The sequence below is a fragment of the Mesorhizobium sp. L103C105A0 genome (assembly GCF_000502215.1).
Lineage (GTDB): Bacteria > Pseudomonadota > Alphaproteobacteria > Rhizobiales > Rhizobiaceae > Mesorhizobium.
On sequence record NZ_AYXF01000020.1, the window covers coordinates 1 to 26,805 of the forward strand.

33 protein-coding genes are annotated in these 26,805 nt (G+C 61.2%); 15 read left to right on the forward strand and 18 right to left on the reverse strand.

Translation table 11 applies throughout. The annotated features are described in order from the left end of the window. Positions 1-120: 120 nt before the first annotated feature. The 6 genes from X727_RS136740 to X727_RS1000000168245 all read right to left on the reverse strand — a co-directional run bounded on the left by X727_RS136740 (position 121) and on the right by X727_RS1000000168245 (position 5,502). Positions 121-786: a TIGR02117 family protein gene (locus tag X727_RS136740; protein WP_023743967.1), complete on the reverse strand. Its 666-nt coding sequence runs from the start codon at positions 784-786 to the stop codon at positions 121-123. 105 nt (positions 787-891) lie between these two features. Then, a complete protein-coding gene (locus X727_RS136735; protein ID WP_023671483.1) occupies positions 892-1,695 on the reverse strand; it encodes an amino acid ABC transporter ATP-binding protein in 804 nt (267 codons plus the stop codon). Between the two features lie 84 nt (positions 1,696-1,779). Then, positions 1,780-2,937 (reverse strand): amino acid ABC transporter permease, encoded by a 1,158-nt coding sequence (locus X727_RS136730; RefSeq protein WP_023743966.1) that lies wholly within the window; start codon positions 2,935-2,937, stop codon positions 1,780-1,782. Between the two features lie 4 nt (positions 2,938-2,941). Beyond that, positions 2,942-4,129 carry an amino acid ABC transporter permease gene (locus X727_RS136725; RefSeq protein WP_023671481.1) on the reverse strand — a complete coding sequence of 396 codons (1,188 nt, stop codon included), beginning with the start codon at positions 4,127-4,129 and terminating at the stop codon, positions 2,942-2,944. Between the two features lie 63 nt (positions 4,130-4,192). Further along, positions 4,193-5,221, reverse strand: coding sequence for an amino acid ABC transporter substrate-binding protein (locus tag X727_RS136720; RefSeq protein WP_023689900.1), 1,029 nt, complete (start codon positions 5,219-5,221; stop codon positions 4,193-4,195). An 89-nt stretch (positions 5,222-5,310) separates the two neighbouring features. Further along, on the reverse strand, positions 5,311-5,502 hold the full coding sequence (locus X727_RS1000000168245) for a hypothetical protein (RefSeq protein WP_023684328.1): 192 nt from the start codon (positions 5,500-5,502) through the stop codon (positions 5,311-5,313). Positions 5,503-5,680: 178 nt separating this feature from the next. Here X727_RS1000000168245 and X727_RS136715 point away from each other — a divergent pair, with 178 nt between their 5' ends. The 5 genes from X727_RS136715 to X727_RS136695 all read left to right on the forward strand — a co-directional run bounded on the left by X727_RS136715 (position 5,681) and on the right by X727_RS136695 (position 9,898). After that, complete coding sequence (locus tag X727_RS136715) at positions 5,681-6,850, forward strand: cystathionine beta-lyase (RefSeq protein WP_023824488.1); 1,170 nt, start codon at positions 5,681-5,683, stop codon at positions 6,848-6,850. Between the two features lie 225 nt (positions 6,851-7,075). Continuing rightward, positions 7,076-8,164 (forward strand): HPP family protein, encoded by a 1,089-nt coding sequence (locus X727_RS136710; protein ID WP_023835335.1) that lies wholly within the window; start codon positions 7,076-7,078, stop codon positions 8,162-8,164. A 103-nt stretch (positions 8,165-8,267) separates the two neighbouring features. Beyond that, positions 8,268-8,936 carry an RNA polymerase sigma factor gene (locus X727_RS136705; protein ID WP_050591334.1) on the forward strand — a complete coding sequence of 223 codons (669 nt, stop codon included), beginning with the start codon at positions 8,268-8,270 and terminating at the stop codon, positions 8,934-8,936. A gap of 115 nt (positions 8,937-9,051) precedes the next feature. Continuing rightward, on the forward strand, positions 9,052-9,576 hold the full coding sequence (locus X727_RS136700) for a DUF4142 domain-containing protein (protein WP_023804982.1): 525 nt from the start codon (positions 9,052-9,054) through the stop codon (positions 9,574-9,576). 10 nt (positions 9,577-9,586) lie between these two features. Next, complete coding sequence (locus X727_RS136695; RefSeq protein ID WP_023671475.1) at positions 9,587-9,898, forward strand: cupredoxin family copper-binding protein; 312 nt, start codon at positions 9,587-9,589, stop codon at positions 9,896-9,898. On the opposite strand, the gene X727_RS136690 is transcribed toward X727_RS136695, so the two are convergent. Beyond that, on the reverse strand, positions 9,874-10,758 hold the full coding sequence (locus tag X727_RS136690; protein WP_023835337.1) for a crotonase/enoyl-CoA hydratase family protein: 885 nt from the start codon (positions 10,756-10,758) through the stop codon (positions 9,874-9,876). The two genes, X727_RS136695 and X727_RS136690, sit on opposite strands and share 25 nt — an antisense overlap. A gap of 81 nt (positions 10,759-10,839) precedes the next feature. On the opposite strand from X727_RS136690, the gene X727_RS136685 reads away from it, so the two are divergent. Beyond that, the gene (locus X727_RS136685) at positions 10,840-11,430 is read left to right on the forward strand and encodes a TetR/AcrR family transcriptional regulator (RefSeq protein WP_031204798.1); all 591 of its coding nucleotides are present in this window, start codon (positions 10,840-10,842) and stop codon (positions 11,428-11,430) included. Positions 11,431-11,523: 93 nt separating this feature from the next. On the opposite strand, the gene X727_RS136680 is transcribed toward X727_RS136685, so the two are convergent. Both X727_RS136680 and X727_RS136675 read right to left on the reverse strand, forming a co-directional pair. Further along, entirely contained in the window at positions 11,524-12,750 is a 1,227-nt protein-coding gene (locus X727_RS136680) for an anion transporter (RefSeq protein ID WP_031204800.1), read from the reverse strand. Between the two features lie 766 nt (positions 12,751-13,516). Continuing rightward, on the reverse strand, positions 13,517-13,753 hold the full coding sequence (locus X727_RS136675) for a hypothetical protein (RefSeq protein WP_023671471.1): 237 nt from the start codon (positions 13,751-13,753) through the stop codon (positions 13,517-13,519). A gap of 273 nt (positions 13,754-14,026) precedes the next feature. On the opposite strand from X727_RS136675, the gene X727_RS01000000165240 reads away from it, so the two are divergent. The 5 genes from X727_RS01000000165240 to X727_RS136660 all read left to right on the forward strand — a co-directional run bounded on the left by X727_RS01000000165240 (position 14,027) and on the right by X727_RS136660 (position 16,996). Further along, positions 14,027-14,353: a hypothetical protein gene (locus X727_RS01000000165240; RefSeq protein ID WP_023727873.1), complete on the forward strand. Its 327-nt coding sequence runs from the start codon at positions 14,027-14,029 to the stop codon at positions 14,351-14,353. A 772-nt stretch (positions 14,354-15,125) separates the two neighbouring features. Then, entirely contained in the window at positions 15,126-15,293 is a 168-nt protein-coding gene (locus tag X727_RS1000000167310; protein WP_023671469.1) for a Thivi_2564 family membrane protein, read from the forward strand. A 13-nt stretch (positions 15,294-15,306) separates the two neighbouring features. After that, complete coding sequence (locus X727_RS136670) at positions 15,307-15,600, forward strand: hypothetical protein (RefSeq protein ID WP_023835340.1); 294 nt, start codon at positions 15,307-15,309, stop codon at positions 15,598-15,600. A 161-nt stretch (positions 15,601-15,761) separates the two neighbouring features. Next, the gene (locus X727_RS136665) at positions 15,762-16,232 is read left to right on the forward strand and encodes a GFA family protein (RefSeq protein ID WP_023715175.1); all 471 of its coding nucleotides are present in this window, start codon (positions 15,762-15,764) and stop codon (positions 16,230-16,232) included. A gap of 569 nt (positions 16,233-16,801) precedes the next feature. Continuing rightward, a complete protein-coding gene (locus X727_RS136660) occupies positions 16,802-16,996 on the forward strand; it encodes a hypothetical protein (RefSeq protein ID WP_023835341.1) in 195 nt (64 codons plus the stop codon). 84 nt (positions 16,997-17,080) lie between these two features. Here X727_RS136660 and waaF read toward each other — a convergent pair whose 3' ends face one another. Together waaF and X727_RS136650 are read right to left on the reverse strand one after the other, a co-directional pair. After that, positions 17,081-18,103 carry a lipopolysaccharide heptosyltransferase II gene (waaF, locus tag X727_RS136655; RefSeq protein WP_023671465.1) on the reverse strand — a complete coding sequence of 341 codons (1,023 nt, stop codon included), beginning with the start codon at positions 18,101-18,103 and terminating at the stop codon, positions 17,081-17,083. Further along, positions 18,100-19,041 (reverse strand): glycosyltransferase, encoded by a 942-nt coding sequence (locus X727_RS136650; protein ID WP_023808296.1) that lies wholly within the window; start codon positions 19,039-19,041, stop codon positions 18,100-18,102. Before X727_RS136650 ends, waaF begins: the two co-directional genes overlap by 4 nt. A gap of 483 nt (positions 19,042-19,524) precedes the next feature. Between X727_RS136650 and X727_RS0134895 the strand changes: the two genes are divergently transcribed. After that, complete coding sequence (locus tag X727_RS0134895) at positions 19,525-20,370, forward strand: glycosyltransferase family 25 protein (protein WP_023835342.1); 846 nt, start codon at positions 19,525-19,527, stop codon at positions 20,368-20,370. Between the two features lie 19 nt (positions 20,371-20,389). On the opposite strand, the gene msrA is transcribed toward X727_RS0134895, so the two are convergent. The 4 genes from msrA to X727_RS136635 form a co-directional block, all read right to left on the reverse strand. Then, on the reverse strand, positions 20,390-20,908 hold the full coding sequence (gene msrA, locus X727_RS136645; RefSeq protein ID WP_023835343.1) for a peptide-methionine (S)-S-oxide reductase MsrA: 519 nt from the start codon (positions 20,906-20,908) through the stop codon (positions 20,390-20,392). A 1-nt stretch (position 20,909) separates the two neighbouring features. Next, the gene (locus tag X727_RS1000000169295) at positions 20,910-21,116 is read right to left on the reverse strand and encodes a hypothetical protein (RefSeq protein WP_023835344.1); all 207 of its coding nucleotides are present in this window, start codon (positions 21,114-21,116) and stop codon (positions 20,910-20,912) included. Between the two features lie 373 nt (positions 21,117-21,489). After that, positions 21,490-21,612: a hypothetical protein gene (locus X727_RS1000000169680; RefSeq protein WP_023835345.1), complete on the reverse strand. Its 123-nt coding sequence runs from the start codon at positions 21,610-21,612 to the stop codon at positions 21,490-21,492. Next, on the reverse strand, positions 21,606-22,034 hold the full coding sequence (locus X727_RS136635; RefSeq protein WP_023835346.1) for a hypothetical protein: 429 nt from the start codon (positions 22,032-22,034) through the stop codon (positions 21,606-21,608). The genes X727_RS1000000169680 and X727_RS136635 overlap by 7 nt, the downstream gene beginning before the upstream one ends. Before the next feature lie 201 nt (positions 22,035-22,235). Between X727_RS136635 and X727_RS136630 the strand changes: the two genes are divergently transcribed. After that, positions 22,236-23,057, forward strand: coding sequence for a hypothetical protein (locus tag X727_RS136630; RefSeq protein WP_155923634.1), 822 nt, complete (start codon positions 22,236-22,238; stop codon positions 23,055-23,057). Between the two features lie 332 nt (positions 23,058-23,389). Here X727_RS136630 and X727_RS0134900 read toward each other — a convergent pair whose 3' ends face one another. From X727_RS0134900 to X727_RS136625, 3 genes are read right to left on the reverse strand one after another with little or no spacing between them, the layout of a single operon-like run. After that, entirely contained in the window at positions 23,390-24,127 is a 738-nt protein-coding gene (locus X727_RS0134900; RefSeq protein WP_245274234.1) for a terminase family protein, read from the reverse strand. Beyond that, positions 24,027-24,413 carry a hypothetical protein gene (locus tag X727_RS1000000167320; RefSeq protein ID WP_023819036.1) on the reverse strand — a complete coding sequence of 129 codons (387 nt, stop codon included), beginning with the start codon at positions 24,411-24,413 and terminating at the stop codon, positions 24,027-24,029. Before X727_RS1000000167320 ends, X727_RS0134900 begins: the two co-directional genes overlap by 101 nt. Further along, positions 24,406-24,831: a hypothetical protein gene (locus X727_RS136625; RefSeq protein WP_023740014.1), complete on the reverse strand. Its 426-nt coding sequence runs from the start codon at positions 24,829-24,831 to the stop codon at positions 24,406-24,408. The genes X727_RS1000000167320 and X727_RS136625 overlap by 8 nt, the downstream gene beginning before the upstream one ends. 437 nt (positions 24,832-25,268) lie before the next feature. Between X727_RS136625 and X727_RS136620 the strand changes: the two genes are divergently transcribed. Together X727_RS136620 and X727_RS136615 are read left to right on the forward strand one after the other, a co-directional pair. Continuing rightward, complete coding sequence (locus tag X727_RS136620; protein ID WP_023835349.1) at positions 25,269-26,084, forward strand: class I SAM-dependent methyltransferase; 816 nt, start codon at positions 25,269-25,271, stop codon at positions 26,082-26,084. A gap of 248 nt (positions 26,085-26,332) precedes the next feature. Then, positions 26,333-26,776, forward strand: a complete 444-nt coding sequence (locus tag X727_RS136615; protein WP_023671447.1) for a MucR family transcriptional regulator — start codon at positions 26,333-26,335, stop codon at positions 26,774-26,776. Positions 26,777-26,805: the final 29 nt, after the last annotated feature.

Sequence of the window (26,805 nt, forward strand, 5' to 3'; positions counted from 1 at the left end):
CTCCAGCAATGAAGAGACTGATCTCCCCCCTTGCGGGGGAGATGGCCGGCTGGCCAGAGGGGGGTGCTGTCCCGCTGACTTCAAAAGATCCAACACTGTCGGGGTGCGGCGTAGGAGCTGCTAATTATACAGCCGCATTGAAAATCGCAGCGAGGCCGGCAGCGGGTTCCACCAGCCGGTGCGCAGGCCGGCGGTGCGCAGGCCGGCGGCTGTCCAGGTGTTACAGCCGACAAGCGCGTTGAATTGGCCGTTCGCCTCGAAGAAGCGGTCGAAGCTGGAATAGGCGGCGTTCTCGATGACGACCGGACCATGCGGCCCTTGCTGGAAACTCGCGTCGATATAGTTGAGCAGCGCTGCAAAACGTTCCTCATCGATGTCGAAACCGGTGACAGCAGGGTGCGGCTCGGCGATGGTCCCGGCGATATCGACATGCATGACCGAGGCGTCCAGTGTCAGCGCCTTGAGGACGGGCACTGCTTTCAGCTGCGACCAGCTCGGCGTCTCCAGATAGAAGGCCCGGCCGCCCCAGCCAAAGACGATGTAGCGCACTTCCGGGGCGTCGACAGGGATGCCGGCAGCGACCAGGAAATGGAAGCGCCGGCGCACCTCGTCATCGACGGGAATGGCGATGTCGGTGTGGATCGGATTCTCCAGCACCAGAATATGGCGCGTGCCCTCACCCGCCGCTGACGCCGGCCACAGCGGACGCGGCACCAGCGTGCCGAGCGTGGCAGCGAGCGCGACCACGATAATCAGCATGGCCACGAAACGCAGGGCTTTTCTCATGCGGCGCCGGCTTTGTGTTTCAATGGAGAAGATCAACCCCGACCCCAGATAGCAAAAGAGCCCGGCCGCATTACGGCCGGGCTCTTTTGGTTCGCATGAAAATGCTCAGTGCAGGATCTGCGACAGAAACAGCTTGGTGCGCTCGTGGCGCGGATGGTCGAAGAACTCGGCCGGCGTGTTCTGTTCGACGATCTGGCCCTGATCCATGAAGATCACCCGGTTGGCGACCTTTCGGGCAAAGCCCATTTCGTGGGTGACGCACAGCATGGTCATGCCTTCCTCGGCCAGGCCCACCATCGTCTCCAGCACTTCCTTGATCATTTCTGGATCGAGCGCCGAGGTCGGCTCATCGAACAGCATGATGCGCGGGTTCATGCACAGCGAACGCGCGATCGCCACGCGCTGCTGCTGGCCGCCCGACAGCTGGCCCGGATATTTGTTGGCCTGTTCGGGGATCTTGACGCGCTTGAGGAAGTGCATGGCGATTTCCTCGGCCTGCTTCTTCGGCGTCTTGCGCACCCAGATCGGTGCCAATGTGCAGTTCTCCAGGATGGTCAGATGCGGGAACAGGTTGAAGTGCTGGAACACCATGCCGACCTCGCGGCGCACCTCGTCGATCTTCTTGAGATCGTTGGTGAGTTCCTTGCCGTCGACGATGATCTTGCCCTTCTGGTGCTCTTCCAGCCGGTTGATGCAGCGGATCATGGTCGATTTGCCCGAGCCCGAAGGACCGCAGATGACGATGCGCTCGCCGCGCATCACCTTGAGGTTGATGTCCTTCAGCACATGGAACTCGCCATACCATTTGTGCATGCCGATGATGTCGATTGCGACATCGGTGGTCGAGATGTGCATCTTCTTGGCATCGACCTTGATCTCTTCGGCGCTGACGGCGTTTTCTATGACCATGGCAGGTTCCCCTTTTTGTTCTGTCTTTTAGCTATGATGCATGTCGTTGTCCCAAAACCGCTAAACACTTTTGGGCGACATGCATCAACGTTTGTGGCCGGTGTCGAGCCGGCGTTCCGTGTACATCGAATAGCGCGACATGCCGAAGCAGAACAGCCAGAAGACGAAGGCTGCAAAGATGAGGCCGGATCTCGCGGTCTGTGGCGTCGCCCAATTGGCGTCCGAGAAGTTCTGCTTGACGACGCCAAGCAGGTCAAACATCGAGATGATGATGACGAGGCTTGTGTCCTTGAACATACCGATGAAGGTATTGACGATGCCGGGGATGACCAGCTTCAGTGCCTGCGGCAGCACGATCAGCACCATCTTCTGCCAGTAGCCCAGGCCAAGCGAATCCGCCCCCTCATACTGGCCCTTGGGGATCGCCTGCAGGCCGCCGCGCACCACTTCCGCCATATAGGCGGCGGCAAACAGCGAGACGCCGATCAGCGCCCTGAGATATTTGTCGAACGAAACACCGGCGGGCAGAAACAGCGGCAGCATGACGCTGGCAAAGAACAGAACGGTGATCAGCGGGATGCCGCGAACGAACTCGATGAAGACCACGCACAGTGTCTTGACGATCGGCATCTTGGAGCGCCGGCCGAGCGCCAGCACGATGCCCATCGGCAGCGACACGGCAATGCCGACAAAGGACAGGCTCAGTGTCACCAGCAGCCCGCCCCATAGCTGGGTCTCCACTTGCGGCAGGCCGAAGATGCCGCCGACCAGGAGCACGAACGCGATGATCGGCAGTGCCAGGAATAGAAGAATGGCGTTCAACCCCTTCCGCGGCACACGTGGCATCAGCAACGGCACCAGCAGCGCCACGAACAGGACGGCGACCAGGATCGGCCGCCAGCGCTCTTCCAGGGGATAGCGGCCAAGCATCAACTGGCCGAACTTCGCGTTGACGAAGGCCCAGCAGGCGCCTGACCAGCCGTCCGGCTGGATGCCGCCTTGCGCCACCGTGGCGCATACAGTCCGGTCCGGCCCCGTCCACTGGGCGTTGATGAAGGCCCAGTTGACGACGGGCGGCACGATCATCACCACCAGCGCAATAGCCACTACAGTCAGGATGACGTCGCCCACCGAACCGATCAGGTTCTTGCGAACCCAGGCCAAAGGCCCCCGCACGCCGGCCGGGGCTTGTTGAGCGAGTGCCATTTCGGTCCGCACCCAGGAGGTATCATGTTCCTGCATGGTCTTACCTCTCCACCAGCGCCATCCTGGCGTTGACCACATTCATCACCGCCGACGTCACCAGGCTGATGATGAGATAGACGACCATCATGATCAGCACACCCTCGACCGCTTGACCGGTCTGATTCAGCACTGTGCCGGCGATCGCCGTCAGGTCGGGGTAACCGATGGCAATGGCCAGCGACGAGTTCTTTGTCAGGTTGAGATACTGGCTGGTCAGCGGCGGGATGACGATCCGCATGGCTTGGGGAACGACGACAAGCCGCAGGATAGATCCCGGCCGCAGCCCCAGGGCGCCAGCCGCTTCGGTCTGACCCTTGCTGACGCCGAGAATGCCGGCGCGCACGATCTCGGCGATGAAGGAGGCCGTGTAACAGGACAGCGCCAAATAGAGAGACAGGAACTCCGGCCCGATCTGAAAGCCTCCGGTCAGGTTGAAGGTCGATTGCTTTGGAAAGTCGAAGCTCAAGGGAAAGCCGCTCAGCGCATAGGCCAGGAGCGGAAGGCCGACGATCAGCGCCGCCGAAGTCCAGAATACGGGAAACTGCTGGCCGGTTGCCATTTGCCGCTGGCGTGCCGTGCGCGCGACAAAAAAAGCCATGGCGATGCCGACAAGCAAGGCGACAAACATCAGCCAGGAGCCGTCGCCCCAGATAGCGCGCGGAAAATAGAATCCGCGTTGGTTGAGGAAAGAGCCGAACGGCAAATTGAAACTGTCGCGAGGCGCCGGCAGTACCGCGAGCACGCCTGAATACCAGAAGAAGATCACCAGCAGGGGCGGAATGTTGCGGAACACCTCGACATAGACCGTGCAAATCTTGCGAACCAGCCAGTTGCGCGATAACCGGCCGACGCCGACAATGAAGCCAATGATGGTCGCGGTGATAATGCCGGCAACGGCGACGATAATGGTGTTGATAAGCCCGACGACAATGGCCTGGCCATAGGTCGAATCAGAATCATAAGCGATGGGCCTGACTGGAATGTCAAAGCCTGCTCGGTTGTTCAGGAAGCCAAAACCGGAAGTAATATGCAGGCGCTGCAGGTTGACGATGACGTTGTGGACGATCCACCAGACGCCCGCCACCAGCAAGATGACAACCACCGCCTGGAAGAAAAACCCGCGGACTTTCGGATCGTTGATGAAGGAACCGCGGCTCGGCTCCTCGCGAAGAACTTCCTGCGATGCCATTGCTTCATCCCCTGGAAAGAGAAACCGGAAGGCAGATGATCTGCCTTCCGGATCACATTTCGATCAGCGGATCGGCGGTGCGTATTGCAGGCCGCCCTTGGTCCACAGCGCATTGATGCCGCGCGCGATCTTCAGCGGGCTGCCGGTGCCGACATTGCGCTCGAACATCTCACCGTAATTGCCGACTGCCTTGACGATGTTGACGACCCAGTCATTGCTAACGCCGAGATCGGTGCCGATCTTGGTTTCGGGTTCCTGGCCGAGCACGCGCTTGATCTCCGGGTTGTCCGAGGTCTTCATCTCGTCGACATTGGCCTGGGTGATGCCCAGTTCCTCTGCCTGCAGCAGCGCGAAATAGGTCCACTTGACAATGTGGTACCACTGGTCGTCCCCCTGGCGCACGGCCGGGCCGAGCGGTTCCTTGGAGATGATCTCGGGCAACACGACATGGTCTGCCGGCGCGCTGAGCGTCAGGCGGATGCCGTAGAGACCCGACTGGTCGGTGGTGTAGACATCGCAACGGCCCGCGTCATAGGCGGCGTTGACCTCTTCAAGCTTTTCGAAGACGACCGGGTTGTACTCCATCTTGTTCGCCTTGAAGTAGTCGGCGAGGTTGAGCTCGGTCGTGGTTCCGCTCTGCACGCAGACTGCCGCACCCGAAAGCTGCAGCGCCGAATTGACGCCCGGCAGCTTCTTGGCGTTGATCATGAAGCCCTGGCCGTCATAATAGGTGACGCCGACGAAGTTCAGGCCAAGTGCCGTATCCCGATTGATGGTCCAGGTGGTGTTGCGCGACAGGATGTCGACTTCGCCCGACTGCAGCGCGGTGAAGCGCTCCTTGGCGCTGAGCGGCGTGAACTTGACCTTGGTGCCGTCGCCGAAGACGGCGGCCGCGACCGCGCGGCAGAAATCCACATCGATGCCTTTCCATTCACCCTTGTCGTCAGGCGCAGCGAAGCCGGCAAGACCTGTGTTGGTACCGCACTGGATGAAGCCTTTCGCCTTGACGTCGTCGAGCGTTGTCGCCGACGCGGCCGAAGCCATCCATCCAAGCGCAGCGGCACCGAGAATGCCAATTGCAATGTGTTTCATAACCCACAGACCCTTTTCTGTTTTCAGGTAAACCCTGATCCTCAGGCAAATCCTGATCTTTTCCCGCGTGAACCCGGCTCCCATCCGGCTCATTCCCGGAACCCCGCGTCGTAACCGACGCCCGGCCCCTCCCATTCACGAACTGCATCGAAGGCGATTATCTCTGTGAGGTCAAGGGAAATGACCGTTTCACGACAGCTTTGAAAACCAATTGCCGCAAATGCCTGAATTGCAGACAACAGCATCAGGAAAGCAGCAAGCCCCGCAAATAAAACCGGCAAAGTCCGTCGACGCTAATCCACATCCACTCATGAAATCCGCGGCTCTGGATCGCCACGCATTCCAGACTATTCATGGGGGAATTGGCCTATGCAAAGGGCACCGCCTGGCGGGCGCCCGCTGTTGCACGGCCAATGCCGCCGCTCTATGGCTAGCGCTTTCACCACAAGGCGAAGAGCAATGGCGACTGACGGCAACGAAATGGGTATCAACACGCGGCTTGCCCATTCGGGCAACAATCCGCACGACTATTTCGGCTTCGTCAATCCGCCGATCGTGCATGCCTCGACCGTGCTCTATCCCAATGCGTCGGCGATGGCGGCGCGCAGCCAGAAATACACCTATGGCACACGCGGCACGCCGACCACCGATGCGTTGGCGCATGCGATCGACGCGCTGGAAGGCTCCGCCGGCACCATAATCGTGCCGTCGGGCCTGGCGGCGGTGACCGTCCCGTTGCTGGCGTTTCTCTCGGCAGGCGATCACATCCTGATTGTCGATTCCGTCTACCATCCGACCCGCAATTTCGCCGACACGATGCTGAAGCGGCTGGGTGTCGAGGTCGAGTATTACGCTCCGCATGCCGGCGCCGGCATCGCCAGCTTAATCAAGCCGAACACCAAAGTCGTGTTTACGGAATCACCGGCCTCCAACACCTTCGAGGTGCAGGACGTTCCGGCGATCGCCAAGGCCGCGCATGAAACGGGCGCCATCGTCATGATGGACAACACCTGGGCAACGCCGCTCTATTTCCGTCCGCTCGACCACGGCGTCGATATCTCGATCCATGCGGCGACGAAATATCCGGCCGGGCATTCGGACGTGCTGCTGGGCACAGTGTCTGCCAATGCCAACTGCTGGAAGCAGCTTTGCGAGACGTTCTACACGATGGGCTGCTGCGCCGGCCCCGACGACGTCTACCAAGTCCTGCGCGGCCTGCGCACGATGGGCGTTCGGCTGGATCACCATCAAAAGAGCGCGCTTGCCATTGCCGTCTGGCTTGAAGGCCAGCCCGGCGTGGCCCGCGTGCTGCACCCGGCGCTTCCCAGCCACCCCGACCACGCGGTGTGGAAGCGCGATTTTTCCGGCTCTAGCGGCATCTTTTCCATCGTGCTCAAAGGCGGCGGCCAGAGACAGCAGCATGCCTTCCTCGATGCGTTGAAAATCTTCGGTCTCGGCTATTCCTGGGGCGGCTATGAGAGCCTCGCCGTGCCGGTCTTCCTCGGCGACCGTACCGTCGCCAAGGGCCCCTATGACGGCCCGCTGATCCGGCTGCAGATCGGACTCGAGGATGTCGAGGACCTCAAGGCCGATATCCTGCGCGGGCTGGAAGCGGCCGCTGCGGCATGACACCAGCAAACTTGCGAAGCTGATTCCGCTGGTCCGCCCAACCCGTTGAAAGGATTGGCGAGCGACTTTCGCAGGCGATCGACGTCGCAAAGCCGCTCATGGGTCGACCAAGCGCAATGTTATTTCCCCAATGCGCGCTTTTTCGGATCGGTTTGACTTTCAAAATCGTCGGTCCAACGCCATTGCAGGCGCTGCGCGCACAATTCCAGCCGGACTGAGCTTGCCATGGCCTTTCGTCTCTTTGTCCCCATTCTCGCCGGCGCGACGCTGCGCGAGCGCCTCATCGCCTGCATCGGGGCGATGATCGGCATTGCGCTGACCGGCGCGATCGGCGCGCTGGTGCTTGGCAATGGCCCGCACGTGCCGCTGCTGGTGGCGCCGATGGGGGCGTCGGCGGTGCTGCTGTTTGCGGTGCCTGCAAGCCCGCTGGCGCAGCCATGGTCGATCATCGGCGGCAATACAATATCGGCGCTGGTCGGCGTGATCGTGGCCCATTTCGTCCATCAGCCCGTTCTCGCCACGGGCATTGCCGTGGCGATGGCGATCGCCGCCATGTCGTTCTCGCGCTGCCTGCATCCGCCGGGCGGAGCCGCCGCACTGACCGCCGTGCTCGGCGGGCCGGCCGTGATCGGTGCGGGCTTCCTGTTTCCGTTCGTGCCGGTGGCGCTGAACTCCATGATGCTGGTCGCGCTCGGCTATGCTTTCCACAGGCTGTCGCGACGCAGCTACCCGCATGTGCCGGCCCCTGCCCCGAAAAGCACGCACGGAACCATCGATCCGCCGGCTCAGGAGCGCATCGGCTTCCGGGCCGAGGACATCGATGCCGCGCTGGCTGCGCTCGACGAGACCTTCGACATCGACCGCAACGATCTCGAACAGCTGCTGCGACAGGTCGAACTGCAAGCGACGATGCGCGCACACCGAACCATGTTGTGCGAGGACATCATGTCCCGCGACGTGATTTCGGTCGATGAACACGCGTCCGCCGATCGGGCGCGTCATCTGCTGCTCGACCACAATATCCGCACGCTGCCGGTTGTCGACAAGGACGCCAGGCTGGTCGGCACCGTTGGATTGAGGGAATTGGCGCGAGCCGACGAAGCCGTCGGAAGCGTTACGTCGACAGCGTCGACCGCCGCCGCCGGTACGCCCGCCATGGCCCTGCTACCGGTGCTCACCGACGGCCGCACCCATGCAGTCATCATCGTGGACGGGGACAGCCGCATCCTTGGCCTGATCACGCAGACCGATCTGCTTGCGGCAACGGCGCGAGCGCAGGCTACTGACAAGCCGCTGGCGGAAGCAGTATTCTAGGCGCCGTCGGAGCCGGGCGAAAATGGCCGGGAACCTTTTGCCGGCGATGTAATCCAATGTCTTGATCGAGGTTTCGGACGGGGATTGGATCGAGGAACTGGCCATGCCTGCTATGTCTCTACCAATGCCCACTGCTGCTTCAAGCGAGATGCTTCTCGTGCGCCGCGCGCTGGCACGCGAAGGCAACGCCTTCCGCATCATCATGAGGACCCATAATCAGCGGCTCTATCGCATCGCTCGCGGGGTGGTGCGCAACGATGCTGAAGCCGAGGACATCGTCCAGGAGGCCTATGTCAGAGCCTTTGCCCATCTCGATGCCTTTCGCGGGGAGTCCTCATTGGCCACCTGGCTGTCGCGCATCGTCATCAACGAGGCGCTCGGCCGTCTGCGCAAAAGGCGGCGGACGGTGGCGAAAAACCCGCAAGCCGAAATCATCCAGTTCCCCCTCAATCCCAGCGACGATCCGGAGCGGACGATGGCGCAGCGGCAGATCCTCGAGTTGGTGGAACGGGCGACCGACAGCCTACCCGATGTTTATCGGACGGTGTTCGTGGCGCGGGTTATCGAGGGGCTCAGTATCGAGGAGACCGCCGAGCTGCTTGGCGTGCGGCCGGAAACCGTCAAGACAAGGCTACACCGCGCCCGCGCCCTGGTACGCAATGCACTCGACGACCAGATCGGGCCGGTGCTGCTCGACGCCTTCCCGTTTGCCGGCCGGCGCTGCGACAGGCTGACCAGCGCCGTCATGCAGCGGCTCGGCCTGGAGAGCTGATCATCGGCTGATTTGGCCGATTTCCTCGGGAACGTTTGCCGCCGCTGCGCATCCAATGACCGTCAACTGAAAAACATGGCCCGGCGCGATCCCGCGTCCGGGCGAAGGAGATGCCATGCTTACCCGACACACCGCCACCCTCGCAGCCTTGCTGCTGCTTGGCGCCGCCCCGCTTGCACAAGCCGCCTACAAGCCGACGGACCCGCAGATCGCCCACATCGCCTACACCGCAGGCGTCATCGATGTGGAAGCCGCCAAGCAGGCGATCAAGAAATCGAAGACCAAGGAGGTCGTGGATTTCGCCAACGACATGGTGCGCGACCACGAAGCGGTCAACGCGCAGGCACTGGAACTGGTAAAGAAGCTGAAGGTGACGCCGGAAGACAACGCAACCAGCCAGGCGCTGACCAAGGCTGCGGCCGAGGAGCGGGCGAAGCTCGCCAAACTCGACGGCGCAGCCTTTGACAAAGCCTATGTCGACAACGAGATCGCCTACCACAAACAGGTCGACGGCGCGCTTGAAACCCTTTTGATCCCATCGGCCAGCAATGCCGAGTTGAAGAGCCTGCTGCAGACCGGCCTGAAGATTTTCCAGGGCCATGAACAGCACGCCGAGCATGTTGCAGGTATGCTGAAGTAAGGACCAGGCCATGTCGAAACGGCTGCTATGGATTGCACTGGCGCTGGTCTTCGGGACCTCACCCGTGCAGGCCGAAACCATCCAGGTCACCATCGACAAGCTTGTCTTTTCGCCGGCCACCGTCGAGGCGAAGGTCGGCGACACGATCAAGTGGGTGAACAAGGACGTGTTCGCACATACGGCTACCGTCAAGGGTGGCTGGGAAGTGATGATCCCGCCGAAGGCAACAGCGAGCCTGACCCTGCGGAAGGCGGAAGCGGTCGAATATTTCTGCCGCTTCCACCCCAACATGAAAGGTCATGTGGCCGTGACGGCGCCTTGATCCCGGTCCGCAAGCCCGTCCTGCTGCGTTGAGGCTCGCCTGGCTTCATCCGGCCGGGTGATGTGCGTCCACGAGCCGTGACAGCCCGGCTGGCGGCGTGCGATCCAGGCATCCAGCCCTTCGCGCAGATCAGCGGTCGGAGCCATGCGGGCGAACTGCTCGGCCTCGACAGCCAAGCCTTCCGCGATGCTCTGGTTCAGGCCCCGCGCCACTGCTGTGAGGATTGAGGCAATTGCTGCAGGAGAATGTCTGGTCATGCGCCGGGCAAGATCAATTGCGGTGGACATCAGCTCCTCATGCGGCACCACCTGGTTGACGAGGCCGAGTTCGACGGCGCGCGGCGGCGGGAACCAATCGCCGGTCAACAGCAGCTCGAGCGCCCTCTTGCGCCCTGCCAGTCTCGGAAGCCGCTGCGTGCCGCCGAAAGCAGGCGGCATTGCAAGGTTGATCTCAGGCTTGGCGAACAAGGCGCGGTCGCTGGCGATAGCGAGCGGCACGGCTTCGGTGATCTCGCAGCCGCCGCCGAAGGCGATGCCGTTGACGGCGGCGATGACGGGCTTGCGGAATGCCTCCAGCCTTGCCGTCAGCCGCTGTCCGCGCATGACGAAGTCGCGCAGGGCAACGTCGACGCCGATGGCCACGCTGCCTGAGAATTCATGGATGTCGCCGCCGGCGGAGAAGGCGCGCTCTCCTGCTCCAGTGAGGATGACGGCGCGGATGGCGTCGTCGGTCTCGGCGGCATCGAGGAGCGCAAGCAGGCGATCAATCAGCGCATAGTTCAAGGCGTTGAGCTTTTCCGGCCGATTAAGTGTGAGGATGGCGATCCCGTTGCGGGCCTCGGTGAGCACAAGCTCGGTCATGTCTTTTCCTTCCCTGTGTTTGTCGACGGAGAGGATCAGGCTTTCGGTTGTATGTATATTCACTAGTCGGTATACTTGCGTATGAGCCAAGCACCAAGCCCTACCCGCAAACGCATTGTCGATGCCGCAACGAAGCTGTTCTATGCCGAGGGGATCGGCCGCGTCAGCGTCGATGCAGTGGCGGAAAAAGCCGGGCTGACCAAGCGCACGCTCTACTATCATTTCAAGAGCAAGGACGATTTGATCGCGGCCTATCTCGACGGTCGCGACCAGCCGAACCTCAAGCAGATGGCCGGCTGGTTCGAGATGACCGAAGGCGATGTCGAGCGCAAGGTCGAGGCGATTTTCACCAATCTGGCGCGCGTGGCGAAGCACCCGAAATGGAGAGGCTGCGGCTTTCTGCGCACGGCAGCCGAACTCGCTTCCATGCCCGGACACCCGGCCGTTAAAGCGGGGGCGCGGCATAAGCAGAATTTCGAGACCTGGCTGGCCGGCGAACTCACAGGCCACGGCGTCGACGAGCCGCAGACCCTGGCGCGCGAAATCGTGCTTTTGATGGACGGCGCGTTCTCGATCATGCTGATCCACCGCAACCCCGACTATGTCGAGGCGGCCGGACATGCCGCTGCAACGCTGGTTCGGGCAAGGTCAGGATCGGCGACTATCCGCTAGAGCGTTCACCGTTTAATGAAGACGGCGAAACACGCTATTTCTTTGACGCAATTCCGGACGGAGAACCGCTTCACACTTTTTCCTGGAATTGCTCTAGAATCCAGCCGCCAGCCATGCCGTCCCGACGGCAAGGGTCAGCAGCGTCAGTGGCAGGCCGACCTTGAAGAAGGCTGAGAAGGACAGCTGCGTGCCGGCCGCCCGCGCCTGTTCGGCGACGATCAGGTTGGCGACTGAGCCGAGCAAGGTGAAGTTGCCCGCCAGCGTCGAGCTCATCGCCACCACCAGCCAGGCACGCCCGGGGTTTTCAAGGCCGGGTATGAATGGCCGCAGCGCCAGCACGGCCGGAACATTGCTCATGATGTTGGAGAGCACCGCGGTGAAGCCCGATAGACGCCAGACGTCGTCCAGCCCGAGGTTCTTGGCCGAGGCGATGATGTCGGGCGTCAGCAGCGTCGTTTCGGCGCCGGCGACAACGATGAACAGGCCGGCGAACATGAACAGCAGCGGGCCGTCGATCTCGCGGTAAATGCGTGCCGGCTTGATGGCGCGGGTGAGCAGCAGGATGGCGCCGCCGATGAGCGCTGCCTTGGCAACCGGAACGCCGGCGAAGAAGGCGATGGCCAGGCCAATGCAGACAACCACCGCCTTCAGCACCTGTCCCGGCAGCATGCGGCCGCGATAGACTTCCGGGTTGAGATCGGCGGTGCGGGCGAATTCGGCGCGGTAGACGATGCGCACGATGACGACGACCGCGACGAGGCCGAAGAGGGCAACCGGCGCCAGGGCGGCCGAAAAGGCTGGATAGGAAATTCCCGACAGCGCGCCGATGACCATGTTCTGCGGGTTGCCGGTGATGGTGGCGACGCTGCCGCAGTTGGACGCGGTGGCGGTGGCGATCAGATAGGGAATGGGATTGCGATTGATGACACGGGTGACGTGGACGACGATCGGCGCCATGACCAGGCAGATGGCGTCGTTGACCAGGAACGCCGACAACACGCCGGTCAACAGCGTCACCATCACCAGCAGCACGAAAGGCGCGTGCGCATGCTCGATAGCGTAGGCGCCAAGCGCCCGGAAGGCGCCGGACACCTTCAGATGCGCCACCACGATCATCATGCCGAGCAGCAGCGTAATGGTGTCGAAATTGATGGCGCGATAGGCATCTTCCATACTGAGTGCGCCGATGGCGATCATCGCCGCACCCCCCAGCAAGGCGATCCCTGCCCGGTCGAGACGGAGGCCTGGAATACGCCCGATTGCGACGCCGACATAAGTCAGGACCAGGATCAAAAGTGCCGCTGCGCCCATCAATGTCATTGGCAGACATCCTTGTCCGAACGAACCGACGCAGGAACGGACTGTTCCCGCTCGGGCATTTGCTGGGCAGCTTTAACGCCGCTCCAGCAAAGCGAAAGCCTATAACGATCCGAATGCGAAAATCGGTGGGCAAAATCGCGGGTCGACCGATGCCGGGAGCAACCGGAGCTTGATCTTGAGACGGCCGAGATTGGGAATGAGACACGCGCGGCGGACTGCGGCGGACTGAGATCGCCATCCGCGAAACTTCCCCCTCGGGAGGCTCGTGGCTTATGTGATTAAATTCTAATTTAGGCTTTCCGGGTATGGATAGCTTAGCTATATTTCGGCCTTGGGGTTTCAGATGGTCCAGGTTCTTGAGAGGGAATGCCGTGTCTCGGAGAACGAGGCTCTGCTGGCGCGTCCGATAGAATGTCCACAATGCCACGGAACCCGCAAGGTGTTTGTCTGTGCCCGGTGGGCGAGCTCGAACGGCCATTGCTGCCCCGGAGGAACACACCGGCTCAGTTGCCCCGGTCACAGCGTCGCGTGCATGGAGTGCGAAGAGAACCTTGAGCCTATCTGAAAGCGAGCGCGACTATTTCCTGTCGGGAAAACGCAAAAAGCCCGCTCCGGCGAACCGGAGCGGGCTTTGCAACCATACGCCAAGAGTACCCTGCTGAGACCAGTACCCTGCCGAGAGCCGACCCGCTTTGCGTTTCCGCCACCGCAATAAATTGGTAGCGGCACTTCCAGAAAAAGCGATTGTTGGCTAACCGCCGTCGAATTACTCGCCCGACTGGCCGTCGCCAGTCACACTGCTGCCCAGAATTCCAAAGTCCTGAGACTTAGTTCCTTGTCCCGCAGTCAGGAATCCATCCGCATCCAGGCCGCGCCGCAGCAGTTCCCGCACTGCCGCGGACCGGCTTGGCATGCGCTTTTCGAAGCGCCAGTTTTCCAAGGCAGCCAATTCCTCGGCTGTCAGCATGATCTGCAGTCGCTCGGGTCGTTCCAGCTCGGCCATTCGCGCCTCCAACCGTCAAGACCAAAAATATGGTGAGTTAGTATGTGTCTCAATTGCAGTATAGCTAGGGGTCCCCGTGCAGCGCGTCAAGAGAGGCTGATGGGTGACTCACATACAAGACCAACGATGAGGAAGACACGCCGATAGCACAACCCTCGCAGTCTGCTAACTACTTGATTTACTTGAGAATATTTTATATTCTTCTTGCCATCTGAAGGTCGTTGGCGCATCTTGATCACGACGGGACAACCGGCTCCTGAAAGGAAGGTTTCCATGCGCTACGGATATTCGGCTCGGCTACGGGAGGATCTCAATTCACGGGTCCTGGGCGCGCTGCGCTCGCGCGGAATGGTCAATATTGCGGTGGTTGCCGAGGACATACGATTGCGTAACCTGGACGAGAACGTCGCCCTTGAAGACGTCGAGCGGCTTGTGATGCAGACGGCCCAACTCTACGGCGCGGTGATGGAATTGGACGGACTGACCTCCGTCGAGGCGGGGAGATTGACTTCGCTTGCCGACGATAAGCACGAACTGTCTGGCATCGGCAATTCCGACACCACAGGCGGCCAAACCGCTCCCCTGCTGGGATTGTCCTAAGCGCGACCCTCTCTTTCAATCGACAAAATCCGCGAGAGAGATTTGGACCGAACTCGGCGGCGCTTTGAGCGTCCAGACGACGCCTTGTCCCCAAATTCCAGTTGTCCGGTGCCGCTAAGCGCTTGTGGCGCAACCCGCTGGAGCACGACGGAGCCAAAACCGCGGCGCGTCGTCCCACTCAAGTTCGGCGGCCTCGTTGTAGAACGTGATGCGGCCCCGTGTGTCGATGGTGTAGGCTGCAACGGGCAACGCTCCCAACAAACTGGCGGGCCCGACACCTGGGATTCCAATCCCCGCATGTTGGATGACGTATTTCCCTACCCCAAATTCCCCACCTGCTCGATTTGCCCGTTCCGCGGTACCTGAGATGCACGTGCGAGGTTTCGGTTCCCGTCGTCCCCTTGGGACGGCAATTGTTCTCCTGCGAAAAGGCGATCACCCGCCGGGCGGCGCCGGATCTCAGGGCTCGCGCAAATGTCGACAACGAAGCGCAACTCAGGCCGTCTTTGTCGGAAGCTCGTCAACCCGAGGCGGTTCTCCCGTTAGCCCCGCCTGACGCCAGCAACAAGTTGCCTGGGACTGTGTCGCCGATGGCAAACGACAACCATTGCGGCAAACAGGCCCTGATCGGCATCCAGCTTCAAAGGCTGCGGAACGTTGTTTCGCGGCCTTTACGCTGCGCCGATGGCTTCGCATCGACAGGAACCAATCAAGGGCCAGAGCGTTTGCCGCTGCGTACTCTTCTCAGACGTAGCCAGACGGAGTGAGGGACATGGCTTCATCGGTACTTATCGGCATTCTGATCACTTTCCTGGTGATCATCCTGGTGCTCTATCTCATCCAGCGTCTGCCGCTCGATGGCCGCACGAGGCAGATCGCGCAGATCGTTGTCATCATTATCGGCATCATTTCGCTGTTGAAATACCTGGCCGTATTTTAGGATAAGGATCGCCATGACATCCCAAACAATCGCATGGATCATTGGAACGGCGTTGTTTGCAGCAACAAGCACGGCCTACGCCCGACCCGACACGCGTTCGATGACCTGCGAGGAGACGCAGCGCCTGATCCAGAGCCATCACTCGGCGGTGTTGACGACCGGCCGGAATACTTACGATCGCTATGTCCGCCAATACGGCAACGAGTGCGACTGGCCGGAGGTGCCGGTCGGTGCCTCCGTTCCGACACGTGATGGCCAGTGCCGTGTCTATTGGTGCCGGGAACCGGTGTTCGATTTCCCGAACTGACATATCCAGCAGCCTTGCGGCGGTCGTTGCCATGGCGCTCCCGGGTTCAGACGATGCATTGCGCGAGGCGACATGGAACCCTTGCGCCGCGCGTGAATTGATTGTGCGCATGGCGCTGCAAGATGTAGCGGTGTGATGCCCAACCAGATGGAGGAGCGGTCATGCCCAATGATACAAGGCGGAGCGGCAGCTGCCTGTGCGGCGGCATCCAGTTTTCGGTGACGGGAGATCCCTTTCGGATTGGCCTTTGCCATTGCAAGGACTGCCGCAAGGCTAGCGGGTCGGCTTTTTCGGCGTTTGCAGTGTGGCCGCTCGAGGCGTTCGAAACGACGGGTATCGTCAACAGCTACGGCGACAGAAGTTTTTGTCCCACCTGCGGCGGCCGGGTGCCTTTGGTTCGTGAGAATGAGGTGGAAGTGACGATTGGCAGCCTCGATGAGGTGCCCACCGAAGGGCTGGAGCCCAGCTATGAACTCTGGGTCAATCGCCGTGAGCACTGGTTGCAACCCTTGCCTGCTGCCCGGCAATTCGAGCACGACCGGGTCGATGACGAGCCGACAAACCGGACAGCCGAACCGATTTCTGACGGTGTCGAAACGCCGTCTAGCTTGCCGCAACGCAAGTCGGCCTAGCGCGAGCGGCGCAGACAGCCGGCAGGCAGGAAATCATTCTCGACACCGCCCGATGCCGACAGGACCGGGTCCGACAACATTTCACCCGGTAGAAGCCAAACGCAAAAAGCCCGCCTTGGCGTCAAGCCAAGGCGGGCGGTAGATCATCCGGCCTGCGCTGCCGTGGAACGATGGGTTGGCCAAAGCCCTGGGCTGAGACACGGTGCCGTTTGTAACCGGCGATTGACTACGGAGCGGCCCCGGTTAGCTGGAATTCGTCTTGTGGTTGCAACGATGCTAGATTTTGTTTGGAAACGAGAGCTTAAGACCACGCAATATCGTTACGTCAACTATGCTGTCCAAGTATCTCGTGGTGTGAACTGAAGGAATCTTGCTGTCTTGTACAAAAGAACGCTTTGTTTATTTTCTTTCCGTCACATAGTGTAGCGAATCTTGAAGCCGGATGGGGCGATTTTCGTGCAGCCAGCGCCTTCGCAGGATCGCGGTCCGCACGTGCAATATCCACTTCACGGCAATCTTCATGCAGCATAGCCAGCGCAAAGTTCATACGCAGACGTTGGGGGGCACCAATGGACCAGCCGAGCAAAATGGAGAACCTGCAGTTCGCGCAAGGGATACTGCGGGAGCTTCGGCAGAAAGCCGAAGCCGACGGCCAGAAGCTTCTGACCTACCTCATCGACATGGCCTACCTTGAAGCCAGCGACCGCATCCGTGCACATTGGGTCGGCAATCACGAGCCCGAAAACCGCAGGGCCAAGGGGTAGGTGTCAAGGGGTAAACCCGAAACGGGGCGATGGTTGCCCCCACGGAGCGTTTGATCAGACGCTTGGGGCCGGCGAGGCCACCGGTCAGTTGGCAATACCGGCTGAGAGGTCAGCCAGAACCTCCCTCACCCGAGTTTCGCTGACGCCGCGCGTGTCCTTGACCCAGCTGGGCGTCGAAAGCGGCGGTTCGATAAAGCGAACATGGTTGTTTACGGGCCCATGCACATAGGGGCGATTCAGCCCGTAGATGAGCGCGCATGGGACGTTCAGGGCAGCGGCGGCGTGGGAAATCCCGCCATCAACCCCGAGGAACATGGTCGACGCAGCGATTTGGCACATCGCGTCAGCAATCGACGGGGTCGAGGTGAAGTCGATTGCCTCAGGAATGGCGGCGCGGATTTTTGCGGCACCGGCGTGCTCGCGCGGTCCGCCTACAATCCAGATTGCCCAGCCGCGATCATGATGGTCTCTGGCGATCGAAATGAAGCGCTCGACGGGCCATGAGCGGAAATTCTCAATGTCGGCAGTATAGAGCGCCAGTGCCGGTCGGTCGGCATCGATCTTCTTGTGCTGGCGCCATTCGTCCAGTTCGGCCGGATCGACCACAAGCCGGGGCGCCGGCCACTCTGCGCCCGCAGCCGGCTTTTCGCCAAGCGAGGCAATCGAGCAGACTTCCTCGAACAGCCGCGTCTTGCGGGGTCCGAAGGCCCATAGATGGGCCAACCAGCCGGCGGGGAAGCGATTGAGGAGGCCGAATTGCAACTCCTGCGGATAGCCGATGCGCTCCTCTATTCCGGCCATGAACGCCATCAGCGCCGCCTTGGTGCTGCTGGTCATCAGATAGGCCGTACGGTAATTTTCCTTGCGCAACTCGCCAACCAGGCGGCTGCGCTCGCCAAAACCGGGGCGCTGATGACGCTTGGCAAGCGCCCAGCCCTTCCTGACATGCGGCATCAGGCGCGCCAGCGGCGCTGCAACGGGCGAGGTGACGACATCTATGGGGCGATCAGGAAATCGCGCGGCAATGATCTGGATGGCGGAATGGCAACGGACGAAGTCGCCGACCGCGGGGAAGCCGACGAAGAGGATTGGATCGCCGGTCGTCAAGGAAGCGCTTCGCCGTCAAGGATGCGGGCATAGAGATCCAGATAGCCGCGCGCCGCTTTTTGGATGGGAAATCTCGTCGCGGCCGATTCGCGGCATTGCTGAGGCGTAAGGTCGGCGACGGCCTCGAAAGCGGCCGCAAATTCTTCATCGGTCTCAAAGAAGCGCCCGCTGTCGGCATCGACCGTCTCGGGCAATGCGCCTCGCGTCGTCGTCAGCACCGGAGTGCCGCACAACATGGCTTCGACCGGTGCGTTGCCGAACGGCTCCTCCCAGGCGATGGGGTTGAGGAAGGCTCGCGCTTCGCCGAGAAGGCGAAGCTTCGGCTCGCCGTCAACGATTCCGTGGAAACGGTATCGCCTGCCAAGGCTCTTGAAAAACAACCCTTCGCGGCGGGTCTGACTTCGGCCCAGCAGTTTCCAACGCGAGCCACCGGCGATATCGAGACCGAAATCGAATTTTTTGGCGAGATCGACGGCGCGGTTGAGGCCTTTGCTTGATCGTGCAATGCCGGCGAGAAATAGCAGGCGGTCGCCCTTTGCAGCCGACAAACGATAGGCGTCCACCGGAAAGCCATTGTAGACGAATGTCTCGCGCCCATGCTGGCGGGCATGATTGGCGCTGATAAAGCTCCAGTTCGCAACTGGCATGGGCTGGTCCGGCATAAAGCCGCGCTGCGTATTCAGCGTTGGAAATGGCACCTCGACGGGCCAACTATGGGTGTGGACGATTTGCGTGTCCCGCGGAATGGCTGCCCGGCATTCGGCATCGGTCGAAGCGTGCCGGACTTCGAAGAGCGGGTGGCTGGAGCCAGGGCCAGCGATCACCACGACTTCGTGTCCGAGACGAACCATCTCCGTGGCCAGCCATTCGACCTGACGCTGAATCCCACCGTAACCTCGGCAGGGTATTACGCCCTTCAAAACGAGCGTCACCCGCATTGACCTTGCCTCACAATGCTCTCAAAGACGGCCCAGTTGCGTCACGGGCTGGGCATTGTCAAGGTCGCGCCAGAAACGCAAAAAGCCGCGGCGGCCTCGATCGGGTTACGGAATCGTTAATCAGCGCTTGCTACTATACCGGATGACCAAGAATCTCGGCAATGCACCCAGGACCATCTCCAGGCAACAGCCAAAGACCTCCGCTCTTGGTGGGCTGACGCCCGCCCTGTTTCCCCTTGTGGTCGTCGCGCTCGGATACATGATCGGTCGGCAATTCTTCGGCTTCTAGGGCGACTCGTCTAGGCGCGCACGGTAAAGGCTCGCGCCACGCGGGGGACGCCGTCAATGTCCACCCAACCTCCAAAACCAACCGGCGGCACCGTACGCCGCTACCCACTGCCCCGCACGTAAGCAAATTTTGTGCAATCACGGGAACGTGATATTCACTGATCACCGGACAAGGGGGCGCTGATGAGGTGTCTGGTGATCAATCTTGATCGTTCTCGCGATCGGCTGGCGCATGTCGCGTCCGAGTTCGGCCGGATCGGAGTACCATTTGAGCGTGTCTCCGCCATCGATTGCCCCGATTGCTGCTCTGTCGCCAAAAGCCCGCTGAGCGCTGCTGAGGTTTGCTGTTTCCTGAGCCACCGCTCGTGTTGGGAGATCGTTGCGAACGGCGCGGATCAATATGGCGCGGTTTTCGAGGACGACGTCGTTTTCGGCGCGGGCGCCGGCTCGCTGCTTGCTTCCGATCGATGGGTGCCGCGCGATGCCGATGTGATCAAGCTGGAAACGCATTTTGCCAAAGTGAGGGTCGGACGCAAGGAAGTCGCTCTCGATGATGGGTTTTCGCTTGCCAGACTTTATGGCCTGCACGCGGGCGCCGCAGGCTATGTCCTCTCCAGATCGGCAGCGCAAAGATTGCTGCGCGGGACCATGCATCTGAGAGGAGAGGTCGACTTCGTTCTTTTTCACCCAGGATTCATGACCTGCTCGCTCAACCGAATCTATCAGATCATGCCGGCGCTTTGCGCACAGCACCATTTTGTTTCGGGACGAGAGCGCTTTCCAAGCCTAGTGCGACGGCCCGGGAGGCGGGCAAAACCGTTTCTCGATCGAATTGTTGGAGAAGCGGTGCGAACCTTCGCCTATCTTCGAAACCAGAGCCTGACCGGAACAAAGAAGATCGAGGCCGTCGCGTTCTCAGGCTCTGAGGTCGACGGCAAACCCGTCCACGGCGCGTTCGTCTATGGGCAGCCCGAGCACGGCCACCTCTACGAGGCGGCCGGCATACCGATCGCGCGGAAGAATAGTTCGACCGCCAGATAAGCAGACGATAGCGGCTGCGTTACGAAACAGCCTTTTCGCGGACCGGAAGCTTCCAGCCCGGCCTGACAAAGTGGCAGGTATAGCCGTTGGGGCATTTCTCGAGATAGTCCTGATGCTCTGGCTCCGCCTCCCAGAAATCGCCCGCCGGCGCAAGCTCGGTGACGACCTTGCCCGGCCACAGTCCAGAGGCATCGACATCGGCGATGGTGTCTTCGGCGACGCGCTTCTGCTCGTCGCTGGTGTAGAAGATCGCAGAGCGATAGCTCATTCCGACATCGTTGCCCTGGCGGTTCCTGGTGGTCGGATCGTGGATCTGGAAAAAGGATTCGAGCAATGTGCGAAAGCTGATCCTGGCCGGATCGAAAACGATCTCGATGGCTTCGGCATGGCTGCCGTGGTTGCGATACGTGGCGTTGGGCACATCGCCACCGCTATAGCCGACGCGGGTAGAGATCACGCCGGGATAGCGCCGGATCAAATCCTGCATGCCCCAGAAACAGCCGCCGGCAAGGACTGCACGTTCGGTGGACGTCGCCATATCATACCTCCATTGGATTGCTCCTTAGGTAGGCATTGTCGCTGGCTTTTTCCAGCATCTCAAGTGCATCACTCGTTGCCGGCCGAGCCGAACCGCCGCACGATGACCTCGAAGACGATGTCGGAAAGGCGGCGACGATCGCGGCGCGCTCGTCAGGCGAATAGTGTTCGACGTCGTCTATGGTCATGAAGGTGACGTGACGGGTCATGCAAGCATGCTCCAATAGAGTGTGGCCATTGATACCAGCGCTCATCAATGCGAAGCTGACCCAAGACTTGGGGGAACACATGATTCGGATTGCAATCGTTGTCGGCATTGCCGCCAGTGCATCGGCATGCACCAGCCAGGCGAATGTTCCTTACGATACTAGTAAAAAAATCTGCAGAACCCGTACCGATCCAGGAACAGGGTTCAAACGCGAGGTCTGCGTCCCCGACACTCCCAATCAATCCTGTATGCTCTATATATATCGGTATACCGGTCGAGAGAAAATATTGTGCGGCCCATTAACGCGCAAATCGCCAACCGCCGAGGGTCGTGCCAGGCAGCTTGCGGGCACCAAATATCCCTGATTGGACTCATCAACTGCCTTTGATGCGGATCACCTTTGGCGCCTGCGCATCCATGAACATGTAGCACCTGCCGAGCAGCGCCTTTTTGCCGAGCTCATCGAACACATTCTGCCCCAGCGGCGTGATCAGCACCTCGCCCGTAGCCAGCCCATCCTGGGGCGGGCCTCGATCTCTTGCCAATGCGCATTCGCAACGTCGGAAAGCACGACATTGAAGGCTGGATGATTGTAGCTGACCAGCACGTTGCCATCATCCATGTCGGACGGCTTCATGTCCGGGTGATAGTTGGAAATCATGGCAAGCGTCTGGATGGCGGCCATGGCTTCCGCCTCATCGGACAGGCCGGCTTCCGCCAGCACGCAGGTGCCGTTTTCAAGGATGGCAAAGTCACGGCCTCTGTCGAAGTAATAGCCGAACCGTTCCTCGATGCGATCGATGGGTTGTGAAAACGAGGGTCGCCATTTGGGCACCTGGGGCTTTGATACCTCAGCACCACCCGCCGGCGACACGACAAGCGACGACAAACCGCCTGTCAATACCTGCCGCCTGTTCATGGACTTGGTTCCTCGACAACCTGGCCACCAGTCTAGTCGCGGTTCGCGATTCCGCAACGCGCCGAAACGGGAAAGCTTCGCTCTCATCTTTTCCTTTATCGCTTTATGCGGTAGGTCTTGCCGTGCATCGGCGACATCGATGCGTCTGGGCTGGTTCTGCGCGGCCTGTACTCTACGCGGGTGGGACAGCCACTCTTTGCCATGACAGATCTATTCGAGGCGATGCGCCTGTCCGCCGAGGACAGCGAGGTTGCTCATCTTTTTTTCAGCGAAGGCGGTAAGATCCTGCTACCACTCGGCAAATCGACAAATGCCATGACAGGTCAGGAGATGCTGGAGCGGCTTCTGTCGTCCCCGCATGATGACGATGGCGCGCTTGCCAACGACCTTCTCGGCGAGCTCGGCAAGACGGTGCCGTTGGAAAGCCTTCGTCTCCTGCTGACATCTGCCAATGCTGAGACGCGAGCGGCGGGTGCGTTTATTGCCACCTTTCAAAACCAGAACATAAGTTCGATGGTGGGTGAGCTGGCCGCGCTGCTTGGGGACAGCAACCCGCGCACGCGCTTCGATGCCGTGGAGTCTATCTTACGATGCAGTACGCGGAACGATGGTCAGCATCTCGCGCAGGCGTTGTTTGCCCTTGATGATTATCACGATGGTGTACGCATGGGAGCCGTCAAATTTGTGCGCTTTGCAAAAGACTGGCAGTTGAAGCTTGCGCGTCAGCACGCCGCGTTGCTCAGGCCGCAAACGCCGTTTTCGGCGATCGCCGATATCTCCGGGCAATGGCGAGATGATGCATCAGGCATGATCCGTGCGATGCTCGACAATTCAGAGCCGGTAGTGCGCCGTTACGGCCTGGGGCTGGCCAGCCGGGCGAGGTTGGTCGTTGTTGACGCGTTCGTCGAATGGGCGCAGGCGTCCGCCGATCCTGAAATCAGCAAACTGGCAACCGATTGCATCGAGCACAACCAGATATCGCACCACGCCGTATGGCAATCATCATTGCCGGCAATCGCCTGAGGCACCGCTGATCTCGAGGTCAAGATAGCGACGTGACAGGACGTAGAGCCTGCCGAACTGATTCAAAGTAATGTCGTATGATGTTGTCCGCGCACGATATTTGCGCCGGGCGTGGCGGTTCTTACCTTCTCCCCTTGTGGGGTGAGAAGCGGTCCGCGTGGCGGACGAAAAGCCAATTGCTTGGCTTTTCGAGCTTCGAACGCCCTGAGCCTGCGAAGGGCCGGGTGGTGGCCGATCCAACCTGCCGGGTCCCCGCCGCTCCGCAGCGTCCCGGCATTCGCCGGCCTTTCGTCGTGCCACTGGCACGACGATTCGCTTCGCGAACCAGCTGCTCACCCCACAAGGGGGGAAGGGAGAACCTCCTGCGCCGTCAAGAACCGCAACACCACGTCGCTCATGCCCAGCAGCGGCGTGAACGTCACGATGGTGATGCCGCCCGTCGCGTTGGTGCGGGTCAGGCCTTCGGAATAGATATCGAGCGGCGGCTCCTCGTCGAACCAGACGCCGTGCAGGGTTTCGCCCTGCCACTTTTCGCGGCCCTTCTCATAGCTCTTGAACGACAGCACCGATTCATCGGCCTGCACGTCGCCGCCGCCGCCCCAGCGCACCACGATGCTGTCGAGCGCGCCCGGCGCGCCGCGGCCCATCGTGGTCTGGCGGATGGCATCGGCGGGGATCATGCCGGTGCCCCATGCCGCCTGCTGCTGCGGCGGGCCGACCAGCACGCGCTGCGGGTTGTCTCGCGTGCCCTCGCCGGTCACGCCGGCAGCCCATAGCCTGACGGCGGCGTCGAAGGTCTTGCCCTGCCACCACGCGGGATAGCGGCCGGTGAGATGCATGGCCCATTCGGCGCCGCCGGCCCTGGTCTTGCCCAGCTGGTTGCCGGCCATGAACAGACGTTCCCGGTTCTGCGCGCCGGCGGCGTGAAACTGCGCCTGCCTGGGATAAGGCCGGTAGGCGGCAAGCTGGTTAGTCCTGCGCCTGCGGTCCAGCTCCTGCAGCAGCGCCAGATAGTGGCGGCGCGTCTTCAGGCTGGTCGCCAAACGGCCCGAGGACGGCTTCGAGGCCACGGATGCGGCGGCGGATCTCGTCATCGCTCAGGGCTTCCAGATTGTCAGATGAAACATGCAAATCCTTGGCCAGATCCTTGGGCAGCACCGATTGCACGATCTTCAGATACTGGTCGGGCTTGTCGGCCCGGACCGCGGCAATCACGCCGGCGCCATGGGCGCGGAAATCGGCGCGAACCGCGTCGAGGAAATCATCGCCAAGCGTCTTCTTCGTCCGCTTCGGCTTGGCAGCGGCGGCAGTCGCCTTGCGGCCAGGACGAGAACGCGGCGCCGTCCGGTCAGCCATGATCCGAGATCCCGGCGGGCTCGGCGGTCGCTGCCTGCTTCGCCTGCTTTGCCGGCCTTGCCCGCTTGATCTTGCCGGACTTGATCTTGCCGGACTTGCGCCGTGCCGATTTTGGCCCTGACCGTTTTGGGGCGGCCTTGCGGGCTGCATCAGCGGCCGGCGCGTGGCGCTTTCCGGCAGACGCGGCTTTCAGGCTTGAACTGGCGATCGCCCTTGCGTCGTGCGCGCCGCGCGGAAAACCGAAGCCGCCGATGGCATCGACGGGACCGCCGCGAACCATGCCGATCAGCACGCCCGGCACGACCGGCTCGATGCGGCCGATGCGCGCCTGCGGGGCAGCGCCCTCGAACACGCCAATGGCGCTGACGACCTCGCGGCCGTCATCGTCGGTGATGATGGTGGCATAGCGGTTGGACATGGGGGCCTCGCGGATAAGGCAGAATGAACCGAGGATAGCGTTCCTTCACGCCCCCCTCTGTCCTGCCGGACATCTCCCCTCAAGGGGGGAGATTGGCAGCTCCAGGGTCGCGACCAATTTGCAGCGCTGACGATTGGCGAAAGCAAGGCGGCAGTCCGATCTCCCCCTTTGAGGGGGAGATGGCCGGCAGGCCAGAGGGGGGTGCTGTCCCGCCGACATCCGATATCCGCACGTTGTGGCATCAGGAAAACAAAACCCGCCTCGTGGGCGGGTCGGTGGCGCAAATCAGCACCATGGACAAATCATAGCAAAGCTGCCCTCACCCGTCAATGCAGATAAGAAATAATTCCTACTCCAGTCAAAGCCTCGTCCTTTGGCGCCGCCAGCATTGCGCGAGGGCCGCTTCGATGGGATGCTGGGCCTCGTCGGAGAGCGCAATGAGCAATGTGACCAGTCACTATGGCAGCGGCGGCATCGTCGAGCGCATCCTGTCGGCTGTGCCGGACGCCAGGGCCGGCAGCCTCGCAGCCAAACAACTCTATCCGTTCGATCAGCTTCATGGCCGCGAGCTGATCGCCACGCAGGAGCATGCCGCGCGTCTTGCGCCCTCCGCTGGCGATCGGGTTCTGGACATCGGCAGCGGCATTGGCGGCCCGGCCCGGTTCCTTGCCGAGACCTATGGGTGCAGCGTCGACGGCGTCGACCTGACGCAGGCGTTCGTCGAGGCATCCCGCCGATTGACCGAGCTCTGCGGCCTCGGCGACAAAGTGCGTTTCCATGAGGCCGATGCGACAAGGCTGCCTTTTGCGGACGACACATTCGACGCGGCAATCTGCTTCTATGTCGGCATGAATATCGCTGACAAGGCGGCGGTCATTGGGCAAGCGTGGCGCGTGCTGAAGCCGAAAGCCAGGCTTGTCTGGACCGAGGCGGTGCTGGCGGACGGCGAGCCTTACTATCCCTTGCCTTGGGCGGTGTCGTCGGCGGCCAGCCATCTTGTCGACGGCGAGACCCTGAAGGCTGTGTTTGCTTCAGCCGGATTCCGGGTCGACGATGTCATCGACGAAACCGGCGATCACGTCGAGCTGGCGTTGAAACGGGCAAATTCCAGCATCGTGCCCTCGCCCGCCCAGCAGCAGGCCAATGAGATCGTGCTCGGCGCCGAGTTCGTGCATCGGCGAAAAAACTACATAAGCAGCCTGAGCGAGGGAAAACTCGCGTCACTGGCCGTCATCGCTTCCAAGCCGGCCTGAAAAACAAAACCCGCCTCGGCGGCGGGTCGGCGGCGCAAATCAGCACCATGAACAAATCATAGCATAGCTGCCCTCACCGGTCAAGATATGTCAGGAAAGAATTCCTACATCGACATCGATCGGAGACTCGGCGATGCTAGCGCTACCACATCCGGCGTCAAGTCATATGCATATGTTCTAAAGTGCCATGCCGTCGGCGGATGTTGTCTGATAATTTGCCCTTTGGCATCAAGGGGGCAAAAGAAGCCATGTCTGAGGACAAAATCCGAAATATAAATCTGACCGCCGACATCGTCGCGGCATTCGTGCGCAACAATTCAGTGCCTCCGGATAGCCTGCCGGCGTTGATCGAGAGCGTCAATGCAGCGCTCGCGGCCGTGGACAATCCCGTTGCTCCGCCGCAACCTGCGCCTGAGCCCGCGGTCAACCGCAAGCGCTCGGTAACGCCGAATTTCATTTACTGCCTCGAGGATGGCAAGAAGTTCAGGTCGCTGCGGCGTCATCTCGGCTCCGCCCATGGCATGACGCCGGAAGCCTATCGCGCCAAATGGGACCTGCCCGGCGACTATCCGATGACGGCGCCCAGCTACGCCGCCAAGCGATCGGAGCTGGCAAAGGAGTTCGGGCTCGGCATCAGGACACCCGAGGCGCCGGCCGCCAAGGCGCCGGCCAAGAGCAAGACCAAGGCGTAAAGGCACGCCCCCTCCGTGCCGTACGCCTG